The 24,486-nt window shown below is 62.9% G+C and carries 27 protein-coding genes; 13 read left to right on the forward strand and 14 right to left on the reverse strand.

What is annotated here, in order from left to right:
* Nucleotides 1-44: 44 nt before the first annotated feature.
* Genes ACH79_RS18725 through ACH79_RS18735 form a run of 3 tightly spaced genes read right to left on the reverse strand, consistent with a single transcriptional unit; the run spans nt 45 to nt 2,851 of the window.
* Nucleotides 45-1,037, reverse strand: coding sequence for a PDR/VanB family oxidoreductase (locus tag ACH79_RS18725; RefSeq protein ID WP_161852310.1), 993 nt, complete (start codon nt 1,035-1,037; stop codon nt 45-47).
* A gap of 8 nt (nt 1,038-1,045) precedes the next feature.
* Nucleotides 1,046-1,798, reverse strand: coding sequence for a GntR family transcriptional regulator (locus ACH79_RS18730; RefSeq protein ID WP_161852311.1), 753 nt, complete (start codon nt 1,796-1,798; stop codon nt 1,046-1,048).
* A gap of 3 nt (nt 1,799-1,801) precedes the next feature.
* Entirely contained in the window at nt 1,802-2,851 is a 1,050-nt protein-coding gene (locus ACH79_RS18735) for an aromatic ring-hydroxylating dioxygenase subunit alpha (RefSeq protein WP_161852312.1), read from the reverse strand.
* A 51-nt stretch (nt 2,852-2,902) separates the two neighbouring features.
* Here ACH79_RS18735 and ACH79_RS18740 point away from each other — a divergent pair, with 51 nt between their 5' ends.
* The gene (locus tag ACH79_RS18740) at nt 2,903-4,099 is read left to right on the forward strand and encodes a methyltransferase (RefSeq protein ID WP_161852313.1); all 1,197 of its coding nucleotides are present in this window, start codon (nt 2,903-2,905) and stop codon (nt 4,097-4,099) included.
* A gap of 44 nt (nt 4,100-4,143) precedes the next feature.
* Here the strand turns inward: ACH79_RS18740 and ACH79_RS18745 are convergent, their stop codons facing one another.
* The 3 genes from ACH79_RS18745 to ACH79_RS18755 form a co-directional block, all read right to left on the reverse strand.
* A complete protein-coding gene (locus ACH79_RS18745) occupies nt 4,144-5,646 on the reverse strand; it encodes an NAD(P)/FAD-dependent oxidoreductase (protein WP_161852314.1) in 1,503 nt (500 codons plus the stop codon).
* Nucleotides 5,647-5,729: 83 nt separating this feature from the next.
* A complete protein-coding gene (locus tag ACH79_RS18750; protein ID WP_057836460.1) occupies nt 5,730-6,572 on the reverse strand; it encodes a MoxR family ATPase in 843 nt (280 codons plus the stop codon).
* 98 nt (nt 6,573-6,670) lie between these two features.
* On the reverse strand, nt 6,671-6,913 hold the full coding sequence (locus ACH79_RS18755; protein ID WP_161852315.1) for a GlsB/YeaQ/YmgE family stress response membrane protein: 243 nt from the start codon (nt 6,911-6,913) through the stop codon (nt 6,671-6,673).
* 141 nt (nt 6,914-7,054) lie between these two features.
* Between ACH79_RS18755 and ACH79_RS18760 the strand changes: the two genes are divergently transcribed.
* From ACH79_RS18760 to sseA, 3 genes are all read left to right on the forward strand, one after another.
* Nucleotides 7,055-8,230, forward strand: coding sequence for a VWA domain-containing protein (locus ACH79_RS18760; RefSeq protein WP_161852316.1), 1,176 nt, complete (start codon nt 7,055-7,057; stop codon nt 8,228-8,230).
* Nucleotides 8,231-8,360: 130 nt separating this feature from the next.
* Nucleotides 8,361-8,774, forward strand: a complete 414-nt coding sequence (locus ACH79_RS18765) for a rhodanese-like domain-containing protein (RefSeq protein WP_161852317.1) — start codon at nt 8,361-8,363, stop codon at nt 8,772-8,774.
* A 117-nt stretch (nt 8,775-8,891) separates the two neighbouring features.
* A complete protein-coding gene (gene sseA / locus ACH79_RS18770; protein ID WP_161852318.1) occupies nt 8,892-9,746 on the forward strand; it encodes a 3-mercaptopyruvate sulfurtransferase in 855 nt (284 codons plus the stop codon).
* A gap of 17 nt (nt 9,747-9,763) precedes the next feature.
* Here sseA and ACH79_RS18775 read toward each other — a convergent pair whose 3' ends face one another.
* Nucleotides 9,764-10,591, reverse strand: a complete 828-nt coding sequence (locus ACH79_RS18775; protein ID WP_161852319.1) for a hypothetical protein — start codon at nt 10,589-10,591, stop codon at nt 9,764-9,766.
* Nucleotides 10,592-10,936: 345 nt separating this feature from the next.
* Here ACH79_RS18775 and ACH79_RS18780 point away from each other — a divergent pair, with 345 nt between their 5' ends.
* Together ACH79_RS18780 and ACH79_RS18785 are read left to right on the forward strand one after the other, a co-directional pair.
* Entirely contained in the window at nt 10,937-12,304 is a 1,368-nt protein-coding gene (locus ACH79_RS18780; RefSeq protein ID WP_161856440.1) for a L,D-transpeptidase, read from the forward strand.
* A 200-nt stretch (nt 12,305-12,504) separates the two neighbouring features.
* Entirely contained in the window at nt 12,505-13,473 is a 969-nt protein-coding gene (locus ACH79_RS18785) for an NAD(P)-dependent oxidoreductase (RefSeq protein ID WP_161852320.1), read from the forward strand.
* Between the two features lie 11 nt (nt 13,474-13,484).
* Here ACH79_RS18785 and ACH79_RS18790 read toward each other — a convergent pair whose 3' ends face one another.
* From ACH79_RS18790 to ACH79_RS18800, 3 genes are all read right to left on the reverse strand, one after another.
* Nucleotides 13,485-14,444, reverse strand: coding sequence for a D-2-hydroxyacid dehydrogenase family protein (locus ACH79_RS18790; RefSeq protein WP_161852321.1), 960 nt, complete (start codon nt 14,442-14,444; stop codon nt 13,485-13,487).
* A 103-nt stretch (nt 14,445-14,547) separates the two neighbouring features.
* Entirely contained in the window at nt 14,548-14,826 is a 279-nt protein-coding gene (locus ACH79_RS18795) for a hypothetical protein (RefSeq protein ID WP_161852322.1), read from the reverse strand.
* Nucleotides 14,827-14,929: 103 nt separating this feature from the next.
* Nucleotides 14,930-15,121 carry a hypothetical protein gene (locus ACH79_RS18800; RefSeq protein ID WP_161852323.1) on the reverse strand — a complete coding sequence of 64 codons (192 nt, stop codon included), beginning with the start codon at nt 15,119-15,121 and terminating at the stop codon, nt 14,930-14,932.
* A gap of 230 nt (nt 15,122-15,351) precedes the next feature.
* Between ACH79_RS18800 and ettA the strand changes: the two genes are divergently transcribed.
* The 3 genes from ettA to ACH79_RS18815 all read left to right on the forward strand — a co-directional run bounded on the left by ettA (nt 15,352) and on the right by ACH79_RS18815 (nt 19,200).
* Nucleotides 15,352-17,001: an energy-dependent translational throttle protein EttA gene (gene ettA, locus ACH79_RS18805; RefSeq protein WP_161852324.1), complete on the forward strand. Its 1,650-nt coding sequence runs from the start codon at nt 15,352-15,354 to the stop codon at nt 16,999-17,001.
* 342 nt (nt 17,002-17,343) lie between these two features.
* Nucleotides 17,344-17,934, forward strand: a complete 591-nt coding sequence (locus ACH79_RS18810; RefSeq protein WP_161852325.1) for a TIGR00645 family protein — start codon at nt 17,344-17,346, stop codon at nt 17,932-17,934.
* Nucleotides 17,935-18,006: 72 nt separating this feature from the next.
* Nucleotides 18,007-19,200: a lytic murein transglycosylase gene (locus ACH79_RS18815; protein ID WP_161852326.1), complete on the forward strand. Its 1,194-nt coding sequence runs from the start codon at nt 18,007-18,009 to the stop codon at nt 19,198-19,200.
* 114 nt (nt 19,201-19,314) lie between these two features.
* Here the strand turns inward: ACH79_RS18815 and ACH79_RS18820 are convergent, their stop codons facing one another.
* Entirely contained in the window at nt 19,315-19,587 is a 273-nt protein-coding gene (locus tag ACH79_RS18820; RefSeq protein WP_065744450.1) for a hypothetical protein, read from the reverse strand.
* 229 nt (nt 19,588-19,816) lie between these two features.
* Nucleotides 19,817-20,134 carry a hypothetical protein gene (locus ACH79_RS18825; RefSeq protein ID WP_161852327.1) on the reverse strand — a complete coding sequence of 106 codons (318 nt, stop codon included), beginning with the start codon at nt 20,132-20,134 and terminating at the stop codon, nt 19,817-19,819.
* Between the two features lie 181 nt (nt 20,135-20,315).
* Between ACH79_RS18825 and ACH79_RS18830 the strand changes: the two genes are divergently transcribed.
* From ACH79_RS18830 to bfr, 3 genes are all read left to right on the forward strand, one after another.
* Nucleotides 20,316-20,582, forward strand: coding sequence for a hypothetical protein (locus ACH79_RS18830; RefSeq protein WP_161852328.1), 267 nt, complete (start codon nt 20,316-20,318; stop codon nt 20,580-20,582).
* Between the two features lie 179 nt (nt 20,583-20,761).
* Complete coding sequence (locus tag ACH79_RS18835; protein ID WP_161852329.1) at nt 20,762-21,034, forward strand: bacterioferritin-associated ferredoxin; 273 nt, start codon at nt 20,762-20,764, stop codon at nt 21,032-21,034.
* A 136-nt stretch (nt 21,035-21,170) separates the two neighbouring features.
* Nucleotides 21,171-21,656 carry a bacterioferritin gene (gene bfr / locus ACH79_RS18840; protein ID WP_161852330.1) on the forward strand — a complete coding sequence of 162 codons (486 nt, stop codon included), beginning with the start codon at nt 21,171-21,173 and terminating at the stop codon, nt 21,654-21,656.
* Between the two features lie 164 nt (nt 21,657-21,820).
* Here the strand turns inward: bfr and ACH79_RS18845 are convergent, their stop codons facing one another.
* Nucleotides 21,821-22,423 (reverse strand): MSMEG_1061 family FMN-dependent PPOX-type flavoprotein, encoded by a 603-nt coding sequence (locus ACH79_RS18845; RefSeq protein WP_161852331.1) that lies wholly within the window; start codon nt 22,421-22,423, stop codon nt 21,821-21,823.
* 270 nt (nt 22,424-22,693) lie between these two features.
* Here ACH79_RS18845 and ACH79_RS18850 point away from each other — a divergent pair, with 270 nt between their 5' ends.
* Nucleotides 22,694-23,344 (forward strand): hypothetical protein, encoded by a 651-nt coding sequence (locus ACH79_RS18850; protein ID WP_161852332.1) that lies wholly within the window; start codon nt 22,694-22,696, stop codon nt 23,342-23,344.
* Between the two features lie 76 nt (nt 23,345-23,420).
* Here ACH79_RS18850 and ACH79_RS18855 read toward each other — a convergent pair whose 3' ends face one another.
* Nucleotides 23,421-24,485, reverse strand: a complete 1,065-nt coding sequence (locus tag ACH79_RS18855) for an alpha/beta fold hydrolase (RefSeq protein ID WP_161852333.1) — start codon at nt 24,483-24,485, stop codon at nt 23,421-23,423.
* Nucleotide 24,486 lies beyond the last annotated feature (1 nt).

Below are 24,486 nucleotides of genomic sequence, written 5' to 3' on the forward strand. Positions count from 1 at the left end.
ATCGATGCACGACGATCGGGCTGACGTTACGTTGATCCGGCCCGTTACGCGATTTTCCAAGCGGCCTCCGGCCGGTACAGCGTATCGATCGTCACCACGCCGATCGCGCGCGACACGCACGGACAGATCTTGCGGTTCTCGCGCTTCTGCTGATCGCTGAAGAACACGTCGCGATGGTCGATCTCGCCATCGACGGCGACGACATCGACGGCGCAGACGCCGCACTCGCCGCGCTGGCAGTCCGATATCACCTCAAAACCGGCGCCATTCAGAGCGTCGAGCATCGAGCTGTTTTGCGGCACGACCAGTTCGGTGCCCGTATCCTTCAACCGCACGCGGAATTCCGCTGTCGGCATCAGGCCGCTGGAGCCGAATGTCTCAAAGCGCAGATCGGCCGGCGCGCGTCCGGCTTCGTTCCAGACGCGCCGCGCGGCCTCCAGCATCCGCATCGGCCCGCAGATGATGGCGATGGCATCATCGGGGAGCGCGTGGAAGGTGGCGTCCAGATTGAGCCGGGCGCCCTGGTCGGAGGCATGCACGGTCAGTCGGTCGCTGAGAAGCGCCGTCAACTCATCGAGGAACGCCGCATCGCTGCGCGACTTCACGGCATAATGCAGCGGCGCGTCGATGTTCCGGCGGCGCAGCGCGGCTGCGATACCTGTGATCGGCGTGATGCCGATGCCGCCGGCGATCAGGCAATAATTCTTCCTGGTCCAGTCGATCTCCAGCAGCGATGCCGGGTTCGAAGTCTCGATCCGCGCGCCAACTCGCAAATTCCACATGCTGCGCGAGCCGCCGCGGCTGTCCGGGGCCAGCCGCACTGCGATCCGGTAGGTGCCGGCATCGCTGTTCTCGACCAGAGAATAGGAACGCCGCGCGGGCTGTCCGTCGATCAGCACGGTGACGCCGATGTGGCTACCGGCCGGGTAGGGCACAACGTGGCCGCTCTCGGGGCGCAGGCGGAATTCGCGGATCGTCGGCGTCACGTCGCAGATGGCGTCGACCGTGCACCAGCTCCATTGTTCGGCAAAACGCATGGGCGATCCTATTCGGCTGACGATTTGAGCAGAGCGAGCGCAGGCATCAGTTCGAGATGCGTGCGGTTGCGGACCGCGAGCCGCAAATTGCGCGCGGCAAGTCGCGAATGCTCGCGCATCACGGCCTCGGCCCGAGCGCCCTCGCGGTTCTCGATGGCGTCGACCACGATGCGGTGATGATCCTGCGCGAGCAGCAGGATCTGATGCGCTTCCGGCAACGCCGACTGCGCCATCACGAAAGCATTTGGGGAGGCGAACGGCAGCGCGGAGACGCGGTCGATTTCGCGGATCAGCGGCGCGCTGGCGGATAGTTCATTGAGCATCGCGTGGAAGCGCGCGTTCATCGTCACGTAGGCGGAAAAGGCTTCGACCGAAATCGGGTCCTGGCGAACCAGTTGGTCGAGATCGGCAAGGCATTCCTTGAGCGGCTCGAGGCTGCGCGCGCTGACGCCGCGCTCGGCGGCGAAGCGGGCGGCGAGGCCCTCGAGCGTGCCGCGCAGCTCGATCGAATCCAGGATGTCGCGCTCGGTGAAGGCTTTCACCATGAAGCCGCCGGAGGGGATCGCCTGCAGCAGGCCTTCATCCTCCAGCCGGACCAGCGCCAGCCGCACCGGCGTCCGCGACACGCCGGTGATATCGACCGCCTGCAATTCGCTGATGCGCTCGCCCGGGCGCAGCCGCCCGGACAGGATCATGTCGCGCAGCGCGAGTTGCGCCCGGACCGTCTGCGAGACGGAACGTTCGGTTTCGCGTTCGCTCACGGCTCACTCCGCGGCTTGCATGGTCTGCGGGCCGGTCTCGCGCGCGACCATGCGGTCGATCACGCGCCGCGCCCACATCGCGCCCGCATCGATGTTGAGGTTGTAGAAAGTGCGGTCCGGATTCTCGTCCATCGCGCGCTGCTGCGCTTCGAGGATGATTTCGTCCTCATGGAAGATGCCGGCAACGCCCTCGCGGATTTCCGTGGTCAGCTTCTGCTCCGTTGTCCGGTAATTGCGGACGAAGGCCCAGAAATAGTGACAGGTGGTGGCGGTCTCCGGCGTCATGGTGTTGAGCACAAAGCCGTTGACGCCCTGCGAGCGGTCGCCCTCGGGGGCGCCGGTGCCGGCGGGCGCCACGCCGACGTCGATATTGACGGTGCCGGGCGCCTGGAAATGGATGATCTGCCAGCGGTCGACCGCACCCGGCTTCTGCAACTGCGCGGCCCAGAACGGCGGCGCGTCGATGCCCTTCATCCAGCGCGTCACGGTCACGGTCTTGTCGCCATGGGTGACATCGAACGGGGCCTCGGCGACGTGGTCGTTGCCGATGCTGGAGCCGTGCACGAAGGTCTCGTGGGTCAGGTCCATCAGATTGTCGACTACGAGACGGTAGTCGCACTTCACATGGATGATCTTGCCGTCGCCGGCCCACGCCGGATCGTCGTTCCAGTGCATGTCCGGAACCAGCGCAGGATCAGCCAGCGCCGGGTCGCCCATCCACAGCCAGATAAAGCGGTGACGCTCGACGACGGGGTAGGAGCGCACGCAGGCGGAGGGGTTGATGGTGTCCTGCGAGGGCATGTAGGTGCAGCGGCCCTGCGCGTTGAACTTCAACCCGTGATAGCCGCAGACGACGGTGTCGCCGTCGAGCCGTCCCTTCGAGAGCGGCACCAGGCGGTGCCAGCAGGCGTCCTCCAGCGCGGAAACCCGTCCGTTGGATTGGCGGTACATCACGACATGCTTGCCGCAGATCGTGCGGGGAAACAGCGCGTGCTTGATATCGACGTCCCAGGCGGCGGCGTACCAGGCATTGAGCGGGAATGAGGACGGCATGGCTGCACTCCTTCTGCTTGAGTGCAATCTGTATACACAAAATGCTGTGGTGTGGCAACGGAGGCAAAGAAATGGTGTTTAAATACCAATTATGTATACATTAGTTTTGTGAGCTATCTCATTTCGTCAGCTCCTTTTTGCCGTCACCCTGATCCCAGGCCGTGCGGGTGCTTCTGCACGCGTCACCAAAGCAAGGGACAGTCGCAAAGAAATGCGGTGATCGGAGGCGCGATGGCATCGCAAGTATCGGCCCTCAGGCTTTTCGATCTCATACAGTCGCACCGCGTGACCGCAGTGATCTACGTGGCCGCCAGACTCGGGCTCGCCGAGCTGTTGAGCTACGGTCCGCAGACGCCTGGCAAGCTCGCAAAGGCAACCGGCGCGGATGAACGGGCGCTTGGACGTCTTCTCACCGCGCTCTCTACAATCGGCATATGCGAAAGGTCCGGCGAAGATAGCTATGCGTTGACTGAAGTGGGTGCTTGCCTCGATAGCTCTGCAAAGCATTCGGTCAAGAGCTGGGCAATCCTTGAGAGTGAACTGCTTTCAAAATCCTGGAGTGGGATGCTTGAATCCGTGATGACCGGCAAGACCTTGGCGGAATTGCAGGGCATTGCCGATAGCTTCGAACTGATGGGACGATCGCCTGATATCGTCGGCAAGTTCAATTTGGCGATGACGGAGCTAACGCGGCTTGTGACACCGGATATCCTTCGCTCCTACGACTTCAGCGGGATATCTCATCTGATGGATGTGGGTGGCGGGTCAGGCGAACTGCTCGGCGCCATCGCGCAGCAAAACCCAAAACTGCGCGGAACCGTTTTCGACCTTCCGCGGTGCGCCGAGGCTGCAGGCAGGCATCTCCAGCAAATCGGCGTCAGCGATCGCGTCAAATTCGTCGCCGGTGATTTCTTCAAGTCCGTTCCGGCTATTGCAGACGCGATTATCCTCAAGAGCATAATCCATGACTGGAATGATACGCGCAGTATCTCAATATTGCGAAATTGTCGCGAGGCGCTCCCGAGCAACGGTAGGCTGCTGCTCGTCGAACGGCTGATGCCGGAAAAACCAACCGCCACAGACGAGGACAAGGCGCACGCGATGAGCGACCTGAACATGATGCGCGGGCCCGGCGGCTGCGAGCGAACCAAGGGACAATACCGCGAACTGCTCGAGCAAAGCGGCTTCGCACTGGCTGCGGTTCATCCGGCCGGTCGCTTCAACGTGATCGAAGCACGTGCCGCTTGATGAATGCCGGGTGAGGGGATGCAACGCTCACCCGGCGTCAGATCTCAGCCGTAAACGAACGCCTTATCCTTCAGGTCGATCGCCGGGAATTCGTCCTTCTCCGCCCAGTAATCCTGGTTGTGCTGCCATTCCGGCTTGTCGCCCCGCTTGGGCAACAGGTGCATGCCGCGCATCATGTAGCCGGGATTGAAGTTCTCCGGATCGATCCAGGGCAGCAGCGGCATGTTGTGGTCTTCGGGGCGGAGCTCCGCCGTCACCTTTTTCGCGCCCGTCTGCTTCATATGATTCAGCAGCCGGCAGACGAAGTCGGCGACGAGATCGACGCGCAGCGTCCAGCTCGCGCGGAAATAGCCGAACACCCAGACGAGGTTCGGCACGCCGGTGAACATCATGCCGCGATAGGTCACGGTATCGGCGAAGTCGAGCGGCTTGCCATCGATAGCAAACTCGATGTCGCCATTGGCGCAGAGGTTGAAGCCCGTCGCGGTCACGATGATATCGGCTTCCAGCTCCTTGCCGGATTTCAGCAGAATCCCTTTTTCCGTGAAGCGGTCGATCTCGTCGGTAACGACGGAGGCCTTGCCGGACTTGATGCCCTGGAACAGATCGCCGTCGGGAATGAAGGCGATGCGCTGCCGCCACGGCCGGTACTTTGGCGTGAAGTGGGTCGCGATGTCGTAGTCCTTGCCGAGATAGGCTTCGACGGCCGACAGCAGGTCCTTCTTGGCCGCTTCCGGCTCTGCAAAGGTCTTGCGGGTGAAGGCGTCCTGGTCGAACAGGATTTTTCGCCGCGTGATCTCGTGGATCCAGTGCTCGTCGACCTGCAGTTTCCGCAGCTCTTCGGCGATCTCGATCGCATTGCGCCCGGTGCGGAAATAAGTCGGCGAACGCTGCAGCATGGTGACATGCGCGCAGTCGTCAGCCATCGCCGGGATCAGCGTCGCGGCCGTCGCACCCGAGCCGATCACGATGACGCGCTTGTTCCTGTAGTCGAGGTCTTCTGGCCATTTCTGCGGATGGACGACCGGGCCCTTGAATTTGGCCATGTCCTTCCACTCCGGCGTATAGCCCTCGGTGTGGCGGTAATAGCCCTGGCACATCCAGAAGAAATTGGTGGTGAAGCGCCGTCTCTCGCCGGTGTCTGTACGCGTGGCCTCGATGGTCCAGAGATTTTCCTCGCTCGACCATTTCGCCGAGGTGATGGTGTGCTGATAGCGGATGTGAGGCGCGAGATCGTTCTCCTCGATCACCTCGCCCATGTATTTCAGGATTTCCTTAGCACTCGCGATCGGTGCCGTGGTCCACGGCTTGAAGCGATAGCCAAAGGTGTGCAGGTCGCTGTCGGAGCGGATGCCGGGATAGCGGTGGGTGGTCCAGGTGCCGCCGAACGTCTTCTGCGCCTCCAGCGCCACGAACGTCGTACCCGGGCACTGCGTGGTGAGGTGATAGGCGGCGCCAACGCCGGAAATGCCGGCGCCGGCGATCAGGACGTCGAAATGCTCTGTGGTGCGCGGCGAAGCCTTGTCGATCTGGGTCTGGACGTTCATCTTCCCTGTTCTTTTTCGTTTGTTGCGTTCTGAAAAGCGAAACGCCAGAACCGTGAGGTTCTGGCGCCGTAGTCGTCAGCGAATTACACTTCGCGGCGGCTGAGGAAGGCCAGCCGCTCGAACAGGTGCACGTCCTGTTCGTTCTTGAGCAGGGCGCCGTGCAGCGGCGGGATCAGCTTGCGCGGGTCACGCTCCCTGAGCATTTCCGGCGTGATGTCCTCGTTGAGCAGCAGCTTGAGCCAGTCGAGCAGTTCTGACGTCGAGGGCTTCTTCTTCAGGCCCGGCACTTCGCGTACCTCGAAGAAGATGCGCAGCGCCTCTTCCACCAGCCGCTTCTTGATGCCAGGGAAGTGCACGTCGACGATCCGGCCCATGGTGTCGGCGTCGGGGAACTTGATGTAGTGGAAGAAACAGCGGCGCAGGAAGGCGTCCGGCAGTTCCTTCTCGTTATTCGAGGTGATCATCACGATCGGGCGCAGGCTCGCCTTGATGTTCTCGCCGGTCTCGTAGACGAAGAACTCCATCCGATCGAGTTCGAGCAAGAGGTCGTTCGGGAATTCGATGTCGGCCTTGTCGATCTCGTCGATCAGAAGCACCGGGCGCTTGTCGTGGGTGAAGGCTTCCCACAATTTGCCGCGCTTGATGTAGTTCGAGATATCGGAGACGCGGGGATCGCCGAGCTGGCTGTCGCGCAGGCGCGACACCGCGTCGTATTCATAGAGGCCCTGCTGCGCCTTGGTGGTCGACTTGATGTGCCAGGTCAGCAGCGGCGCGCCGAGCGCCTTGGCGACTTCCTCCGCCAACACGGTCTTGCCGGTGCCGGGCTCGCCCTTGATCAGCAGCGGGCGCTCGAGCACGATCGAGGCGTTGACGGCGACCTTGAGGTCGTCCGTGGCGACATAGTCCTTGGTGCCGGTAAATTTCATCTATCCGTTTGCCTTGTTGTTCGTCCGTAAGCCGCAATGGCCTGAACAGTAAACGACCGCCGATCCGGCGGTCGCTATTGGAGTAGCTGGCGGCTCCGTCAGCGTCTGATCAGCGACAGGATCACCAGAATGATCACCGCGCCGATCGTGGCGTTGATGATATCGCGAACCCAGCCGACGCCGAGGTTGACGCCCAGCTGCGGCAGCAGCCAGCCCGCCAGCAGCGCGCCGATGATGCCGACCACGATATTGCCGATCAGCCCGAAGCCTGCGCCGCGCACGATCAGCCCGGCAAGCCAGCCCGCAATACCGCCGATGATCAGCGCCGCAATGATACTCATTGAATTTCCCCTGCCGGAATAAGCCTTTTATGGTTCAATTGTAATTGAAAAAGCCTCCCGGTCTAGGCCTGACAGCTATGCGCCGGCCTTTGAGCATGCTCCGCACTTGACGTGCGCTGCCCGGCGGGCAATCTGTATGCCATGTTCCTGCAATTCTTCACTTCGCTTCGCGACGCGCAGGTCCCGGTGACCTTGCGCGAATATCTGACGCTGATGGAGGCGCTCGACGCTGACCTCGCCGATCAGACGGTGGAGAATTTCTATTACCTCTCCCGCGCCGCTCTGGTGAAGGACGAGCGCAACCTCGACAAGTTCGACCGCGTCTTCGGCACCGTGTTCAAGGGGCTGGAAAGCCTGCTCGACGCCATGGACAAGGCCGAGATCCCCGAGGAATGGCTGAAGAAGCTCGCGGAGAAATACCTCACCGAGGAAGAGAAGAAGCAGATCGAGGCGATGGGCTGGGACAAGCTCATGGAGACCTTGCGCAAGCGCCTCGAGGAACAGAAGGGTCGTCACCAGGGCGGCAACAAGTGGATCGGCACCGCAGGCACCTCGCCGTTCGGCGCCCATGGCTACAATCCCGAAGGCGTCAGGATCGGGCAGGAGAAGAACCGCAACAATCGCGCGGTGAAGGTGTGGGACAAGCGCGAGTTCAAAGATCTCGACGGCAATGTCGAGCTCGGCATCCGCAACATCAAGATCGCGCTGCGCCGCTTGCGCAAATTCGCCCGCACCGGCGCGCCCGACGAACTCGATTTGGACACCACGATCAGGGAGACCGCCAACCACGGCTATCTCGACGTGCACATGCGGCCCGAGCGTCGCAACGCGGTCAAGGTTTTGGTGTTCTTCGACATCGGCGGCTCGATGGATTCGCATATCGAGCAGGTCGAGGAATTGTTCTCGGCGGCGAAGTCCGAGTTCAAGCACATGGAGTATTTCTACTTCCATAACTGCCTGTATGAAGGCGTCTGGAAGCAGAACAAGCGCCGCTTCACCGACCGCACGCCGACCTGGGATGTGCTGCATAAATATCCGCACGACTACAAGGTGGTGTTCGTCGGCGACGCCTCGATGTCGCCGTACGAGATCATGGTGCCGGGCGGCTCGGTCGAGCATGTCAACGAGGAGGCCGGTTCGGTGTGGCTGGAGCGCGTCACGCGCACCTATCCGCATACGGTGTGGCTCAATCCGGTGGCGCAGAAGCATTGGGACTATTCGGAATCCACCACCATCATCCGCCGGCTGCTTTCGGGCCGCATGTATCCGATCACGATCGAAGGCCTCGAAGGCGCGATGAAGGAACTGGTGCGGTAATCACCGTCATTCCGGGGCGCGCGCAGCGCGAACCCGGAATCTGGAGCTTATTTCACCCCGTCGAGATTCCGGGTTCGATGCTTCGCATCGCCCCGGAATGACAGGTCAAGGAAAACGAAAGGTGCAATCAATGCCCCAGACCATCCACCGCGGCATCAAATCCCTGATCGACGAAGCCAACGCCGAGATCGAGACCGTCAGCGCCACCGATGCCATCAAGGCCGCGCAGGACCCGGGCGTTGTGATCGTCGATATCCGCGATCCGCGCGAGATCGAGCGCGAGGGCAAGATCCCCGGCGCCTTCTCCTGCACCCGCGGCATGCTGGAATTCTGGATCGATCCGCAAAGTCCCTACGCCAAGCCGATCTTCCAGGAGGACAAGAAATTCATCTTCCACTGCGCCGGCGGCCTGCGCTCGGCGCTAGCCGCCAAGACCGCGCAGGACATGGGCCTGAAGCCGGTCGCCCATATGGGCGGCGGCTTCGCCGCCTGGCGCGACGCCGGCGGCCCTATCGAGAAGTGGGAGCCGAAGAAGAAGGGGTGAAGATTCGTCACACGCGGCTTGACCCGCGTGTCCATCCCAAAATGAGTCCTTCGAAGAAGATGGATTGCCGGGTCAAGCCCGGCAATGACGATCTGAGAAATCCCGGAGACTGTATTCATGCCCGCTACCACCGACCCGCTCGTCTCCACCGAATGGCTCGCCGCACACCTGGGCGATCCCAACGTCAAAATCATCGACGCCTCGTTCAAGATGCCGGGCGTGCTGCCGCTGCCGAAGGACGATTATCTCGCCGCGCATCTTCCGGGCGCGGTGTTCTTTGACGTCGACGCGGTATCGGATCATTCCAACCCGCTGCCGCACATGTTTCCCTCCGCCGAACAGTTCGGCCGCGATGTCGGCGCACTGGGCATCGGCAATGACGACACCGTCGTGGTCTACGATTCCGGCGGCTGGGTCGCCGCGCCCCGGGCGTGGTGGATGTTCCTGTCGTTCGGCAAGGAGGTGCGGGTGCTCGATGGCGGCCTGAAAAAATGGGTCGCGGAAGGCCGCAAGACCGAGAAGGGCGAGGTTGTGCCGAAACCTTCGACGTTCAAGGCGACGTTCGATGCGCGGCGCGTGCGCAGCATGCAGCAGCTCGTTGCCAATCTCTCGAGCCGCGCCGAGCAGGTGATCGATGCCCGCGCCAACGAGCGCTATCAGGGCAAGGTCGCCGAACCGCGGCCGGGGCTGCGCTCCGGCCACATCCCCGGCAGCCTCAGCCTGCCCTACAACAATTTGTTCGATGCCGCGACCGGCACGATGAAGCCGCTCGATGCGTTGCGGGCGGTGTTCGCCGGCGCCGGCGTGAAGCTCGATGCGCCGATCGTGACGAGCTGCGGATCCGGCGTCAGTGCCGCGGTGCTGACGCTGGCGCTCTATCGTCTCGGCGTCGAGAACCCGGCGCTGTATGACGGCTCGTGGACCGAGTGGGGCGCCGCAGACGGCCCGCCGGTCGCAACCGGCCCGGCCTGATCTCTTGATCGAGCCCGCTAACGTGTCGCGCGCGGCGTCTGGAATTGCGTGAACGGATTGGCGAGCAGTTGTTGCTGCTGCAGTGCCGCCTCACGTGCCAGGCGTGCGCGGCGCGCGGCCAGCTGCCGCCGTTCCCGGGCCCGCTCCGCGGCCCGCTTCTTGACGGTGCTGCGGTCCGGCTTCGCTTCCGTGGTCGCGGCCGATGTCTTTTCATCGATGACGACGGCGGGACCGCCGAGCGTCGCGATCCGGGGCGCAGCAGGGCTAGCTTCGGGCGAGGCCGCTGCCGTGGCCGGCTCGGCCGGGGCCGTCACGGCCGAAGGCTGAGGCGTTTCCACGATGGCAGCGAGCTTCGCTTCCGTCTGGATCGCGGGCGCTTCGGTTACGGGAGCCGGAGCGGGCGGCGTCTGGGCGCTTGCCTCCTGCGCCGGAAGTTCCGGCTTGGCGGCTTCCATTACGGCTTCCTTTGCAATTTCCTTGGCGGCTTCGGCCTGCACGGGCTCAGCCGTCGGCAGCGCAGCCAGTTTCTCGGGCTCGGCCGGGCTGGCGTCCGGCGTTTGCCCGGTTGTCACCGGGGCGTCCGCGGCGGCTTCCGGAATGGCGGCGGCCGGGACGTTCTCCGTCGGCGTGTCCGCGACCGGCGGATCGACGCGCAGCAGCGCCAGCGTCGGCAGCGAGTCGTCGGTCTGGCGGGCAAACATCGGCTCGGGCGCCGCCCGTCGCGAGGGAAGGTTGGCAAATTCCTCATGCGCCGCCCGCAACAGCGCGGCGGCGCCAAGGCCGAAAATCAGGACCGACATCGAGAGGATGATTGCAGTGAACAGAAAACGAAAGCCGGGAAGCATGGACGCGAGTTCCACCCCTCCTTGAGGGCCGGAGGGTTATTGATTGCCAAGGGAAACGCGGTGACCACTGTGCGGCTGAATTTCGCGGGAGGCGCCGCGCGCGAATCAGGCCGATATGAGAGTATCTCAACGCCCGGCAGCTTTTTGTTACAAAATCTGCGGTTTCGAGTCGCGCGCCATGCGATATCGGCGATTTCCGGCGCGCTGAGGCATCTTTGCCGCAACTGGCGGCGATCACAAATGGCTGGCAGGACCCGAATTTCGGGGATTTGTCTTGAATGTGCCGCTATCTTCCGTCATCTGCCGTTAACCGTCCGGTGGGGCTTGGGGTCTATAAAAAAGGCGATGATGAACAACCGCATTCTGACGATTTGTGCCGCCATTGCCGCTGCCCTGGCGGGAACTTCGCTCGCCCATGCGCAGCAGGGCTATCCCGCCCAAGGCCAAGTCTATTCGACGGCTCCAGGCCCGTATGTGCAAGGTGGTTATGCGGTTCAAGAACGCCGCGGCCCCGGCGAGCCCGATTTCGACGCGCTGGACGATGATGACGACGAGGCGCCGAACGGGCAGAACTCGGCCGCGCTGCCGCCACCCGGTCCGGTGATGTCGCCCAGCGATCCCCGCTATGGCCGCCCGGCCGGTGCCCCCGTTTATTCAGACCGTGGCGCTCCGACGCCCACGGGCCCGATCCTTTCCCCCGACGATCCGCGCTATGGCCGCCCGGCCGGTGCTCCGGTCTATTCGGACCGTGGCGCTCCGACGCCCACGGGCCCGGTCCTTTCCCCTGACGATCCGCGTTATGGCCGCCCGGCCGGTCCGCCGCCGGTGATCTATGCGGACCGTCCGCCCGCCTCGCAGCAGCAGGTCTATTCGGATCGCGGTGACAGCCGCATTCCCGGCGCCAGCATTGTCTATCCGAACGACGACCGCGCTGGCCTGCGCCCGCCGGGGGCCATCGGCGCCGCACCGGCGCAGGCACCCGCCGCCACCGGCGCGCTCCCGCAGTCGCAGCAACCCGCCGTCGGCGCCGACGGCAGGCCGGTGCAGCTCGCTGCGCTGCCGCCGGAAGAGCAGCCGGAAGTGGGCCCTGCGCAGCTTCCGCCGCACCTGCGCCGCCAGGAAGTGTCCTTCGCGACCAAGGAGCCTGCGGGCACCATCGTCGTCGATACCTCCAACACCCACCTCTATTACGTGCTCGGTGGCGGACGCGCGATCCGCTACGGCGTCCGCGTCGGCCGCGACGGCTTCACCTGGAACGGCGTGCAGAAGATCAGCCGCAAGGCCGAGTGGCCGGACTGGCATCCGCCGACCGAGATGATCGAGCGCCAGCCCTATCTGCCGCGCTTCATGGCCGGCGGCCCCGGCAATCCGCTCGGCGCGCGCGCCATGTATCTGGGTTCGACCATCTACCGCATTCACGGCACCAACCAGCCGTCGACGATCGGCAAGTTCGTCTCCTCGGGCTGCATCGGCATGCTGAACGAGGACGTCTCCGACCTGTTCGAGCGCGCCAAGGTTGGCACCCGCGTGGTGGTGATGCCCGGCGGTCCGCCGCCCGCCAACACCGCAAGCGCTTCGAACGCCACGCCGCCGCCCGCCGCGGGCCCGGCCGCCGCCGCAGCCCCCGGACCGGCGCAGGCCCAGCTGGCCCCCGTTCCCGGCGCGCAGCCGACGGCGGTGCCGCCGCTGCCCGCACCGGTCACGATTCGCTGATAGGACGGTTGTCGAACAAGCATCTGAGGCGCGCCGAGAGCGCGCCTTTTTTGTTGGGTCGTCTTTGCCGGGACAGCGGGCCCGGCCCGATCTGAGTTCCGTGGCTCGCACAGATTTCTCCCGCCGCGACATTCGCCCGCTTGATTTCACGTTCGCTCCGACTACCTGCCGCCCGTCGCAACGAACATGAGGATCACGCCATGCGAATTCTTGTTGCGGGTGCCACTGGCGCCGTCGGCCTTAAGCTCGTTCCGCAGCTGATTGAGGCCGGTCATTCCGTTGTCGGCACGACGCGAACGGCAGCGAAGGTCGAAATTATCAGGCGGATGGGCGCGGAACCTGCGATTGCCGATGGGCTCGACGCACAGGCCATTCGCACTGCTGTGATCGCGGCGAGGCCGGATGTCATCGTCGATCAGATGACCGATCTCGCAGGGGTCACCGATCTCAGGCATTTCGACCGCGCCTTCGCCACCACCAACAAGTTGCGCACGCAAGGCACCGATTTCCTGCTGGCGGCTGCACGCGAAGCCGGCGTGCGGCGTTTCATAGCCCAGAGCTTCTGTGGCTGGACCTACGGTCACGGCGGCGAAGCGATCAAGACGGAGGCCGATGCGCTGGACCCCGATCCGCCGGAGGAACTGCGCCGCACGCTGCAAGCAATTCAATATCTGGAAGGCGCCGTCGCCGGTTCGGCAAGCCCTGAAGGGATCGTTCTGCGATATGGATCATTCTACGGCCCGGACACCGGCATGCTCTCGCGCGCAATGATCGATCAGGTGCGCCGCCGCCGCGTGCCGCTGATCGGCGGCGGTGGCGGACGGTGGTCGTTCATCCACGTCGATGATGCCGCTGCCGCGACCGTTGCTGCAATCGAGCGCGGCAAGCCAGGCGAAATCTACAACATCGTCGACGATGAACCGGCTGATGTCAGCGAATGGCTGCCTGCGCTTGCCACGCTGGTTGGAGCGAGGCCGCCCATTCGCGTTCCGGCCTGGCTTGGCCGGTTGTTCGCCGGCGAGCACCTGGTTTCAATGATGACCGAGGTGCGGGCGGGCTCCAACGCCAAGGCTAGGCGGGAGCTTGGCTGGCAGCCGGCGCACGTATCCTGGCGAGAGGGATTTGCGGAAGCCGTCAGGCAGTCCGGCGAGCAGAGAGCGGCGGCCTGAGGTTTGCCGCCTCAGGCCAGCCGCTGCTTCGGCTCGCCCTTGAACCAGGCGTCGATGCCCTCGACCATCTGCTGATAGTGGTTGCGGAAGCTGTCCTCGGTGACGTAGCCGAGATGGGGCGTCAGCACCATGTTGTCGAGCTTGCGGAACGGATGGTCGATCGGCAGGGGCTCGACCGAGAACACGTCGACGCCGGCGCCGGCGATCTTCTTTTGGGTCAGCGCTTCCAGCAGCGCGCCCTCATCGACGATCGGCCCGCGCGCGGTGTTGACGAGATAGGCGGTGGGCTTCATCCGCGCCAGCTCGGCAGCTCCGACCAGCCCGCGCGAGCGCTGGCTCAGCACTACATGGATGGTGACGATGTCGGCGGTCGAGAACAGCTCGTCCTTGCTGACATAGGTGACGCCGACTTCCTTGCACTTTTCAGCCGTCAAATTCGGGCTCCAGGCGATCACGTGCATGCCGAAGGCCTGCGCCAGCTTCGACACTTTGGTGCCGAGCTTGCCGAGGCCGATGACGCCGAGCGTGCGGCCCTCGATCTCCATGCCGACATGAGCCTGCAGGGGCTCGCCGGCATGCATGCGGGCGTTTTCGCGGCCGATATTGCGGGTCAGTTCCAGGATCAGGCCCATGGTCAGCGGCGCGGTCGGGTCGCGGCCCCATTGCGTGCCGCACAGCGTGACCTTGTGGTCCTTGGCGGCCTCCATGTCGATCGCGGCATTGCGCAGGCCCGAGGTGATCAGCAGCTTCAAATTCGGCAGCGCGGCAAACATGGTGCGCGGGAACGGGGTGCGTTCGCGCATCGCGCAGATGATCTCAAAATCCTTGAGCGCGCTGGCCGCCGTTTCCGCGTTCGTGAACGGCTGGCTGAACACCGTGATGTCGACGCGATCGGAGACTTTGGACCAGTCGGCGACGGTCAAGGCTACGTTGAGATAGTCGTCGAGGATTGCACAGCGCAGCCGCGTCATGGGGGAGGTCCGTTGGTGGCGAGGATGACGGTAGAATGGCCGTCGGGGGAGCGCCATGGTCGCGCGTATCGCGGCTCAGCGCAAGAAGCCGATGTCTCCAGGGCTACGAACCAAGCGGCGGTCGCACTTCGCCTTTGGTGCGGGCGTTGGTGCGCACCCGATCGTCCTCGTCAATCGCCTTCTGCTCAAGCCGCGACCACAACTTTCTGCCCCGGCGCGAATAAATCAGCATGCAAGCGGTTGCCGCCAACGCCGAAAGGAACACGACGGAAGCGACGACATCCGATGAGCTGATTCTTCCGATATGTTGCTCCTGGAAGAAAGCGAGCGCAGCCACACCCGCTAGACATCCGCCGATCAAGAGATACAGGATGCCATTCATTGAATTTGCTCGCAGGCCGCCTGACCACCGGATCGGCGCCATGCACGATAACAGAGGGGATCGGCGAGCGTCCCGCAGTTTCTCAGATTTTCCTCGAACCCACTTAGTCGCGACAAGCCTGCTTGGCGCGCCAGGCAGGTCCCGGGCCGCGCATATAGTGCAGTTCCGGGCGGTAGGGGTTGAACGCCTTGGCGATGAACTGGCGCAGGAAGGCGCGGAGTTCTGCCAGCGGTTTTGCCAGTCCGGCGCTTGCATGAGCCGGGGCGTGAAGGGATGCCGAGCTGATCGTAGCCATGACGCGGGCCTTGTTTTCAGAACGCCTGTTTCGGCGCTGAAAACGATTTTTCGCCCGATTTATTAAAAGATAGTTTCAATTGTCGGGATCTCGGCCCACATGGTGACCAACCCGTATTCACCCGTGGTGAACGGCTGGAAAACGGGTTCCCGCGGTTGCCCTTTGGCGGCCACGCCGCTACATCAGCGGCAGCAAATCTCCGTAAAATCCAACCATTTCCAAGGATCGCGATGGCTCGCCAGTTCGTCTATTTCATGCAGGGTCTGACCAAGAGCTACCCGACCCGCAAGGTGCTCGATAACATCCATCTGAGCTTTTACCCGGACGCCAAGATCGGCGTGCTCGGCGTCAACGGCTCGGGCAAATCGACCCTGCTCAAGATCATGGCCGGCCTCGACAAGGAATATACCGGCGAGGCCTGGGTCGCCGAGGGCGCCCGCGTCGGCTATCTCGAGCAGGAACCGCACCTCGACCCCGCCCTCAACGTCCGTGAAAACGTCATGCAGGGCGTCGCCAAGCAGAAGGCGATCCTCGATCGCTACAATGAGCTGGCGATGAACTATTCGGACGAAACCGCCGACGAGATGACCAAATTGCAGGACGAGATCGAGGCCCAGGGCCTCTGGGATCTCGACAGCAAGGTCGACCAGGCGATGGACGCGCTGCGCTGTCCGCCCGACGATGCCGACGTCACGAAGCTTTCCGGCGGTGAGCGCCGCCGCGTCGCATTGTGCCGCCTCCTGCTGGATCAGCCGGAACTGTTGCTGCTGGACGAACCGACCAACCATCTCGACGCCGAGTCGGTGTCCTGGCTGGAAGGCCATTTGCGGAATTATCCCGGCGCGATCCTGATCGTGACCCACGATCGCTACTTCCTCGACAACGTCACGGGCTGGATCCTCGAGCTCGACCGCGGCCGCGGCATTCCCTACGAGGGCAATTATTCGTCCTGGCTGGTGCAGAAGCAGAAGCGCCTCGAGCAGGAGGGCCGCGAGGACGCCGCGCACCAGAAGACGCTGGCCCGCGAGCAGGAGTGGATCGCATCCTCGCCAAAGGCGCGCCAGGCCAAGTCCAAGGCCCGCTACCAGCGCTATGAAGAGCTGTTGAAGCAGGCCAGCGAGAAGCAGACCCAGACCGCGCAGATCATCATCCCCGTCGCCGAGCGGCTCGGCGCCAACGTCGTCGACTTCGAGGGCTTAAGCAAAGGTTATGGCGATCGCGAACTGATCGACGATCTCACCTTCAAGCTGCCGCCGGGCGGCATCGTCGGCGTCATCGGCGCCAACGGCGCCGGCAAGACTACGCTGTTCCGCATGATCACGGGGCAGGAAAAGCCTGATAAGGGCACCATCACGATCGGCGAGACCGTGCATCTCGGTTATGTCGACCAGTCGCGCGACGCGCTCGATGGCAAGAAGACGGTGTGGGAGGAGATTTCCGGCAATAACGAGCTGATCCTGCTCGGCAAGAAGGAAGTCAATTCGCGCGGCTATTGCTCGTCGTTCAACTTCAAGGGCGCCGATCAGCAGAAGAAGGTCGGCGCGCTGTCAGGCGGTGAGCGCAACCGCGTGCATCTGGCCAAGATGCTGAAGTCCGGAGCCAACGTACTGCTGCTCGACGAACCGACCAACGACCTCGACGTCGACACGCTGCGCGCGCTGGAAGAGGCGCTGGAGGACTTTGCCGGCTGCGCCGTCATCATCAGCCATGATCGCTGGTTCCTCGACCGCATCGCCACCCACATCCTGGCCTTCGAAGGTGACAGCCATGTCGAATGGTTCGAAGGCAACTTCCAGGATTACGAAAAGGACAAGATGCGCCGGCTCGGCCAGGACAGCATCATTCCGCACCGCGTGAAGTACAAGAAGCTGACGCGGTGAGTCGGCACTCCCGAGGCAACGCCCGTGGCTCGAGCCACGGGCGTTTTTGTTTGAACTGCGGTGGCTGATTTGCTGCGGCGCTCCGCCCAACATTTTCGCGCCCCCTTGGTGAAGCGCGAACGAAAGCTGCAGCCTTATCGCCCATCGGAAATCTGCCAGCGTGGAACGAGCCCGGTAATTTCTAGGCGCGATCATAAAGACCGCTAATTTTGCCTTGAAACTCGGCATAACGTGACGTTCCCGTAATATGCGCTGCGGCCAGTTGTCGCTTCACAGCGCGGTCAGATTGCGTAGATATAAGCCGCCTTCCGCAATTCGAATCCTCCAGCCGAGCCCTCCCTGATGTCCCTTGCTCCCGAAACGCCGTTGCCGCCCGAAGTTCAGCGGAAGGCATTGCGCCCGATTCCGCTGCTGATCTTCAGCTCCCGCTGGCTGCAGTTGCCGCTCTATATCGGCCTGATCGTCGCGCAGGGCGTCTATGTGGTGCTGTTTCTGAAGGAGTTGTGGCACCTGTTCGCCCACGCCTTCGATTTCAGCGAGCAGCAGATCATGCTGGCGGTGCTGGGCCTGATCGACGTGGTGATGATTTCCAACCTGCTGGTGATGGTCATCGTCGGCGGCTACGAGACGTTCGTCTCTCGGCTCAATCTGCAAGGACATCCCGATCAGCCGGAATGGCTCAGTCACGTCAACGCCAGCGTGCTCAAGATCAAGCTCGCGATGGCCATCATCGGCATCTCGTCGATCCATCTGTTGCGCACATTCATCGAGGCCGGCGGACTGGCATCGGGCAAGAGCGGCTATACCGAAACCGGCGTGATGTGGCAGACCATCATCCACACGGTTTTCATTCTGTCGGCGATCGGCATTGCCTATGTCGATAAGCTGTCGAATGTTTCCACGGAGAATGCCAAACACGCCGCCTCGCATTGACGGGCGTGTAAATCAATTGGAGTTTCGGCTTTGCGAACGGGAGCGATCGTCGCAATTCTGATCGGAGCTGCGATGACTCTTGGAACGGCGCATCCGGCGTTCTCCGCCGATGCCGCCTTCACCCAGTTCATTGCCTCGCTGTGGCCGGAGGCGCAGGCGGCGGGCGTGTCGCGCGCGACGTTCGATCGCGAGACGCAAGGACTCGAGCCCGATTACAAATTGCCCGATCTGTTGCTGCCCGGCCGGCCCGCCACCGGCGCGCCGGCGCAGGCCGAATTCGTGCAGGTGCCCGCCGACTACGTGAAGGAATCCTCGATCGCGCGGCTGGCGGCCGAGGGGCAGAAGCTGATGCAGAAGCATCGCGCGGCGCTCAGCGAGATCGAAAAGCGTTTTGGCGTTCCTTCAAGCGTCGTGCTCGCGATCTGGGGCCGTGAGACCGACTACGGCCGCTACCGCCTGCCTTACGACACGCTACGTGTGGTCGCCACCCAGGCCTATGTCGGTCGGCGCAAGGAGCAGTACCGCGGCGAGTTCATCCTGGCGCTGAAGCTGCTCGGCGAGGGCGCGGTGGCGCGCAGGGATTTTCGCTCGTCCTGGGCCGGCGCGACCGGTCTCACGCAATTCCTGCCGTCCGAGTACTACAAGCACGGCGTCGATCTGGACGGCGACGGCAAAGTCGACATCTGGAATTCAGTTCCTGATGCGTTGGCAGCGGCCGCGCAGCAGCTCGTCAACAAGGGCTGGCAGGCGGGTGTGCGCTGGGCCTATGAGGTGAAGGCGCCCGCCAATGTCGATTGCACCATGGGCGTGCCCGAGATGACCAAGCCGATCGCCGAATGGCTGCGCGCAGGGTTCGTGCCGGTGCGCGGGCAGCGGTTGAGCGCGGCCGAGCAGGCGCAGCCGGCTTCGCTGTTGCAGGTGGAGGGCATCTACGGCCCGGCGTTCCTGACGACGAAGAACTACTTCGTCATCAAGGAATACAATTTCTCCGATCTCTATGTGTTGTTCGTCGGCCATCTCGCCGACCGCATGACGAACCCGCAGCCGTTCGCGACGCCATGGTCGACCTCGACGCAACTGCGCTCGGCCGATGTCGAGGCCATGCAGCGTCACCTGACGCGCATCGGTCTCTACAAGGACAAGCTCGACGGCAAGGCCGGCATGCAGACCCGCGCGGCGCTGGGGGCGTATCAGAAGTCCGCCGGCCTCAAGGTCGATTGCTGGCCGAGCGAAGCGGTGCTGCGCTCGATGAGCGCGGGGCGCTGACGTCGTTCATCACGTAGCCCATCCGGGCTGCAGGTCGAAGCAAACAAAAAGCCCGGCCGAGATTTCGGCCGGGCTTCGGATCAGGACGCGCGGGTCGCGCGCCGATCGATCAGATCAGTTGCAGACTTCGACGCGGCGATAGCGCCAGTCGTAGCCGTCCCAGAAGCGCTCGCGAACCATGCGGCACGCCGGGTAGGGCGCTTCTTCCACATACACCGGACCGCCGTAGGCTGGGCGGCTGGAGGCGATCGCGCCACCGATGATCGCGCCGCCGAGCAGGCCGGCCGCCACACCTGCGGCAACGCCGCGCTGTGCGCTTGCGGGCGTCGAGGCAAGCGAACCGGCAATTGTTGCGACCGCGACGAAGGCAGCAAATGTCTTCTTCATGTCCTGGGCTCTCCTGAGTGACGCCTTCGGGCGCCGGGTTTAGGGATGACTCACACGCTGTTTCGAACTGCCGCTTCGCTAAAAAAGCGCACATGGGTCAATCGAAAGTAAACGTTCGCAATGGGTGGCCGAAAAAAACGGTATTTTTGCGCCAGAGATGGCAGACATCCCGGAACAGCAGTGCTTTTCCGGGATGTTTGGGCCGTAATTTAATGAAGATGAACGGCGGTTAATCGCAAACCCTGACGCTGCGGACCCGCCAGCCATAGCCGTCCCAGAACCGCTGCCGCTGCCAGATGCAGGATTCGCCGTAGCCGGGATCGGCGACATAGGCCGGGCCGCCGTAATAGCCAGGCGCATAATAACCCGGGCCGCCGTAATAATAGCCGTTCTGGGAGGCAATCGCGCCGCCGACAATGGCGCCGCCGATCAAGCCGGCGGCGACGCCCGCGGCCACGCCGCGCTGCGCATGGGCCGGCGCGGGAACAGCCACGGCCGAAACGGTTAACGCAGCGGCGGCGCCGAGCGCGATCAATGTCTTCTTCATGGGCTCACCTTTCTCAACGTGAAGAGCATCACGGTTTTGCCGCGGCAAAAGTTCCACATTTCGCTTGAATGATCAATGAACGCAGAAGGCTCCGGCGATGACGAAAACGGGAGGTGGAGCACGTCACGGTGCGAAGATACCGACGGCTGTTCTTGGTCCTTGAACGAAGGATGCGACGACGATGAGCGGAATGGCGGCATTCATGGCAGCGGTCGGCGGCACCTCGCTGATCTGCTACCTGCTGATGAACCGGGTGCCAAACCGCAAGCCGCGGCGCGAGAGCGCGGGTGGCGACAGCTATGGCACGACTTCCAGCGCCAGTTCCGGCGGCGATGGCTGGAGCCTGTTTTCCTGGGGCGGCAGCGACAGTTCTTCGCCCCATGATTCCGCTTCATCCAGCGACAGCGGAGGAGGCGGTGGCGACGGCGGAGGTGGTGGCGGCGATTGATCGCGGAAACACCGGCAATCAGCGCCGGATTGGTTTACCGCAACTCTGCCTTTTTAGATTCATTCCAGAGTTTCCCCGGCATCAGTTTGGAATTGCTTGAAAATGCGGCTTTTCCTTTTGCATCTCTTCGCTCCCTTAAATAACGATGAGGTCGCATCACTAAGGGTTCTAGCGGTTTCATGATTGTCTGTTCCTGCAACGTCCTGAGCGACCACGATGTCCGTAATGCCGTGAGTGCAGCTTCGGACCTGCCGCGAAATCCCAAGCAGATTTACGGCTGCCTCGGCTGCAGTGCCGAATGCGGCCGGTGCGCGCGCACGATCAAGACCATCATCGACGAAGCGCTGGGCGCCTGCGCCAAGGAATGCTGCTCCGGCTGCCCGCACAGCCGCCACGCCAACGACGAGCCTGCGCAGGAAACCGCCCCGGCGTTCGCCCTCGCGGCCTGCTGAAAGCTCTCTGAATCCCCTGATTTTTCGCCGTTTCCACCGCTTTTTTTGCGGAACGATTGCTCTTGGCTCCAAACTGATTTAGAAGCGTTCTAAATTCAGTGTCAGGCCGCCTTGGCCTGAGAAATCGGAGTGGACCATGCAGGGCGATCCCAAAGTCATCGACTATCTCAACAAGGGCCTGCGCAGCGAGCTCACCGCGATCAACCAGTACTGGCTGCACTACCGGCTCCTGAATAATTGGGGCCTTTTGGACATGGCCAAGGTCTGGCGCAAGGAATCCATCGAGGAGATGGAGCACGCCGACAAGTTCACCGACCGGATCCTGTTCCTGGACGGCTTCCCCAACATGCAGGTGCTCGATCCGCTCCGCATTGGTCAGAACGTCAAGGAAATCATCGAATGCGATCTGGCTTCCGAGATTGCCGCGCGCACGCTCTACCAGGAGGCCGCAACCTACTGCCACAGCGTCAAGGACTACGTCTCCCGCGACCTGTTCGAGCAGCTGATGAAGGACGAGGAACATCACATCGATTTCCTCGAGACCCAGCTCGATCTGATCCAGCGCATCGGCCTCGAGCTCTACACCCAGAAGCACGTCGGTGGCCTCGAGAACGAGGATTGAGCGCCGGATCTCTGGCAAGCGACTCCATCCACTTCGTCATGCCGGGCAAAAGCGCGAAGCGCGTCTTCGCGCTAGATGTCCCGGCCATCCACGTCTTGGGCATGGCATGCAAGTAAGTCGTGGATGCCCGGGTCGAGCCCGGGCATGACGGCGAGAAAGCAAGCTCAAAGCTGCGTCTTATAGCGCTCGTAGATCTCCGCCTGGCTTTCGCGCTCGCCAAGGCCGGTCTGGTCGTGGATCACTTCGCCGATGCTCGGCATCACCGAGCGCTCGACCCGCTCGCCGCCCCACAGTTTCGAGCGCATTAGCGCTTTGCCGCAGTGGAAATAGGATTCCCTGACCTCGATCCGCAGTATCGCGCGCGGCGGCTTGCCGAATTCGATCATCGAGGCCATCAGCTCCGGGTCTGCCGACACTTTGCCCTTGCCGCCGACCCGCAGCGTCTCGTCGATCCCGGGCACGAAGAAGATCAGCTGCACGAAGCCCGAGCCCTCGACGATGTTGCGAAAACTGTCGATGCGGTTGTTGCCCGAGCGGTCCGGCATCAGCAGCTCGTTCGGCCCCGCAACGTGGATGAAGCCGGGATTGCCACCGCGCGGCGAGGCGTCGACGCTGCCGTCCGAGCCTGAGGTCGCCAGCACGCAGAACGGCGACATGCCGATGAATTTCTTCGCATGAGCGTCAATCTCCGGCCGCGCCTTGGCGATCACGCGCGGCGAGGGGGCAGGATAGATCGTGGCGAGGTCGCCAGGGGCAAGATCGGACAAGGGAATCCTCCTGTCGGTTTTTATCAGACTAGCATCCCGCCAATTTTACGTCATCCCCAGGTTGGACGGCTTCCAGCTCCGTCCTTGCGAGCGAAACGATTTGTCCGCCGCAGCTTTAGCGAAGGCGGAAGGGCGGCATGAACGTGCTATCGATCTTGCGTGTGGTTCGTGGTGAGGTGCCGGCGCAGCATGCGCCCAACATGCGGTTTAACCGCCCGCGGTTGGTGGAACGAGCCGCTCTACGGTCATATCTTCACGATTGGAAACGCGTTGAGCACGAACCCGAAGATTGCGATCGTCCTGCTTTCACCCGTGGGACTGCTGTTTGCGCTGCCCATATTGCTTTGGGCTTTCAGCTTCACTGAACTCTTGGGGCAGGAGAAATGCAGCATCGGCTCCATTAGCGACGTCGAATACGAGCGCATCCTGTCTCGGGCCGGCGCGCAACGCTGGACAGTATGGCCCGGTCTGTCGAATGGGGTGTTTTGGCCGTCGGACAATGGCTTCCGAGGCCCGACAGCATCCTTCAACAGCAATCTCAATAATCAGCTTCTCTCACATGTCAGAGAGCTTGCTGGACCCGAGGCGTCCATTGATCGCCAACTGGCTTCCGGCCATGCCGTTATGCGCAGCATGGGCGCAGAATACGTCCAGACTCAGGAAGTGCCTGATGTGCGTCGGGATCGCGCCGGTTCGCACGTCCGTTTCACATACTACTTGCCGCAGGTTCGGTTCGCGCCTGCGTGTGTTCTTTGCCTGATATGGTGGTACACGACCATTGACGTGATCTTTTCTCATGACCCCGCCACCGACCGATACGAGTTGCAGGGAGTGACCGTTCTGCACGCAGGGCAGAAAGGCACCCCCGACAAAGAGCGCGCGCGCAACGTCCCGTGGGGTAGTTGCCCTAAGTTTCGATGATCCTTTCGCAATGGACGGTTGGATTGAGCAATGGACATCGCAACGCAACCCGCGGGCTCGCGCTCGCTTCACCAGCTCACATCGCCCGCTGCGGCGCGGTCTGCAGCAATTCCTGCAGCTCCTTCTTGTAGAACTTTGCGTTCCCCGTCGTGAGATGGCCGCGCGTGTCGCTGGAGGCTGGGATCAAAAGCAGGCGGCCGTTCTTGACGCGCTTCATCGCAGCATCCGTGACGCCGGTTTCCGGCGGATTGCGCTCGTCATCCGCGGCGTTGATCAAAAGCAGGGTGGCCTCGATCTTCTCGAGCGCGGGTGCCGGATTGTAATCGTGCGAGGCTTCCCACTGGTAGATGAAGTCGTTGGCATCGGCGGTGATTGCGGTGGCCAGCCGGTCGTCGAACATCTTGTCGGCCTTCGCTGCCGTCGGCGCCAGCGCCTGATAGGCCAGCGTTCCACCGCCGGTCGCAATGCCATAGGCGTTAATGGCGTATTTCATCATGCGCGGCTGAGTGATGTAATTGCCGCTGACGTAGTCGGGGTCGTTCTTGATGGTCTCGAGCATCATGCGGCGCAGCATCCAGTTACGCGCCGCCATTTCGGTCGGCTGCGAGGCCATCGGCACCAGCGCGTCCATGAATTGCGGATATTTGCCGCCCCAGATCCAGGTATGCATGCCGCCCATCGAATTGCCGATCACGAGACGCAGATGCTTGATGCCGAGCCCCTCCGTGACCAGGCGATACTGCGCATCGACCATGTCGTCGTAATTGTATTTCGGAAACGCGGTCTTCATGCCGTCGGAGGGTTTTGACGATTTGCCATGGCCGACGCTGTCAGGAATGATGATGTAGTATTTCGTTGCATCGAGCGGCTGGCCGGGGCCGAACAATTCACCGCCGAAGGTCGCCGTCAGCATGCTCGCCGCCGAGCCGCCCGAGCCATGCAGCACCAGCACCGGCTGCCCGGTCGGCTCGCCGATCGTGGTGTAGGCCAGCCGCAGCGCCGGCATCGTTTCGCCGGTGTGGAACTTGAAGTCCCTGGCGATCCACTCGCCCTGTTTCGGCGCGGGATAATCGGCGGCAAAAGCGGTGAGGGTGCTGAGCGCCAGTGCGGCGGCGGACAGCGCGGCGTGCGACAGATTCATG

The organism is Bradyrhizobium sp. CCBAU 051011 (assembly GCF_009930815.1).
Taxonomy (GTDB): domain Bacteria; phylum Pseudomonadota; class Alphaproteobacteria; order Rhizobiales; family Xanthobacteraceae; genus Bradyrhizobium.

Excerpts from the sequence above, each read along its gene's own strand:
- ACH79_RS18725 (WP_161852310.1), bottom strand. The coding sequence starts at position 1,037 with ATGCGTTTTGCCGAACAATGGAGCTGGTGCACGGTCGACGCCATCTGC.
- ACH79_RS18735 (WP_161852312.1), bottom strand. The coding sequence starts at position 2,851 with ATGCCGTCCTCATTCCCGCTCAATGCCTGGTACGCCGCCGCCTGGGAC.
- ACH79_RS18745 (WP_161852314.1), bottom strand. The coding sequence starts at position 5,646 with ATGAACGTCCAGACCCAGATCGACAAGGCTTCGCCGCGCACCACAGAG.
- ACH79_RS18750 (WP_057836460.1), bottom strand. The coding sequence starts at position 6,572 with ATGAAATTTACCGGCACCAAGGACTATGTCGCCACGGACGACCTCAAG.
- ACH79_RS18755 (WP_161852315.1), bottom strand. The coding sequence starts at position 6,913 with ATGAGTATCATTGCGGCGCTGATCATCGGCGGTATTGCGGGCTGGCTT.
- ACH79_RS18760 (WP_161852316.1), top strand. The coding sequence starts at position 7,055 with ATGTTCCTGCAATTCTTCACTTCGCTTCGCGACGCGCAGGTCCCGGTG.
- ACH79_RS18765 (WP_161852317.1), top strand. The coding sequence starts at position 8,361 with ATGCCCCAGACCATCCACCGCGGCATCAAATCCCTGATCGACGAAGCC.
- sseA (WP_161852318.1), top strand. The coding sequence starts at position 8,892 with ATGCCCGCTACCACCGACCCGCTCGTCTCCACCGAATGGCTCGCCGCA.
- ACH79_RS18775 (WP_161852319.1), bottom strand. The coding sequence starts at position 10,591 with ATGCTTCCCGGCTTTCGTTTTCTGTTCACTGCAATCATCCTCTCGATG.
- ACH79_RS18780 (WP_161856440.1), top strand. The coding sequence starts at position 10,937 with ATGATGAACAACCGCATTCTGACGATTTGTGCCGCCATTGCCGCTGCC.
- ACH79_RS18785 (WP_161852320.1), top strand. The coding sequence starts at position 12,505 with ATGCGAATTCTTGTTGCGGGTGCCACTGGCGCCGTCGGCCTTAAGCTC.
- ACH79_RS18790 (WP_161852321.1), bottom strand. The coding sequence starts at position 14,444 with ATGACGCGGCTGCGCTGTGCAATCCTCGACGACTATCTCAACGTAGCC.
- ACH79_RS18795 (WP_161852322.1), bottom strand. The coding sequence starts at position 14,826 with ATGAATGGCATCCTGTATCTCTTGATCGGCGGATGTCTAGCGGGTGTG.
- ACH79_RS18800 (WP_161852323.1), bottom strand. The coding sequence starts at position 15,121 with ATGGCTACGATCAGCTCGGCATCCCTTCACGCCCCGGCTCATGCAAGC.
- ettA (WP_161852324.1), top strand. The coding sequence starts at position 15,352 with ATGGCTCGCCAGTTCGTCTATTTCATGCAGGGTCTGACCAAGAGCTAC.
- ACH79_RS18810 (WP_161852325.1), top strand. The coding sequence starts at position 17,344 with ATGTCCCTTGCTCCCGAAACGCCGTTGCCGCCCGAAGTTCAGCGGAAG.
- ACH79_RS18815 (WP_161852326.1), top strand. The coding sequence starts at position 18,007 with ATGACTCTTGGAACGGCGCATCCGGCGTTCTCCGCCGATGCCGCCTTC.
- ACH79_RS18820 (WP_065744450.1), bottom strand. The coding sequence starts at position 19,587 with ATGAAGAAGACATTTGCTGCCTTCGTCGCGGTCGCAACAATTGCCGGT.
- ACH79_RS18825 (WP_161852327.1), bottom strand. The coding sequence starts at position 20,134 with ATGAAGAAGACATTGATCGCGCTCGGCGCCGCCGCTGCGTTAACCGTT.
- ACH79_RS18830 (WP_161852328.1), top strand. The coding sequence starts at position 20,316 with ATGAGCGGAATGGCGGCATTCATGGCAGCGGTCGGCGGCACCTCGCTG.
- ACH79_RS18835 (WP_161852329.1), top strand. The coding sequence starts at position 20,762 with ATGATTGTCTGTTCCTGCAACGTCCTGAGCGACCACGATGTCCGTAAT.
- bfr (WP_161852330.1), top strand. The coding sequence starts at position 21,171 with ATGCAGGGCGATCCCAAAGTCATCGACTATCTCAACAAGGGCCTGCGC.
- ACH79_RS18855 (WP_161852333.1), bottom strand. The coding sequence starts at position 24,485 with ATGAATCTGTCGCACGCCGCGCTGTCCGCCGCCGCACTGGCGCTCAGC.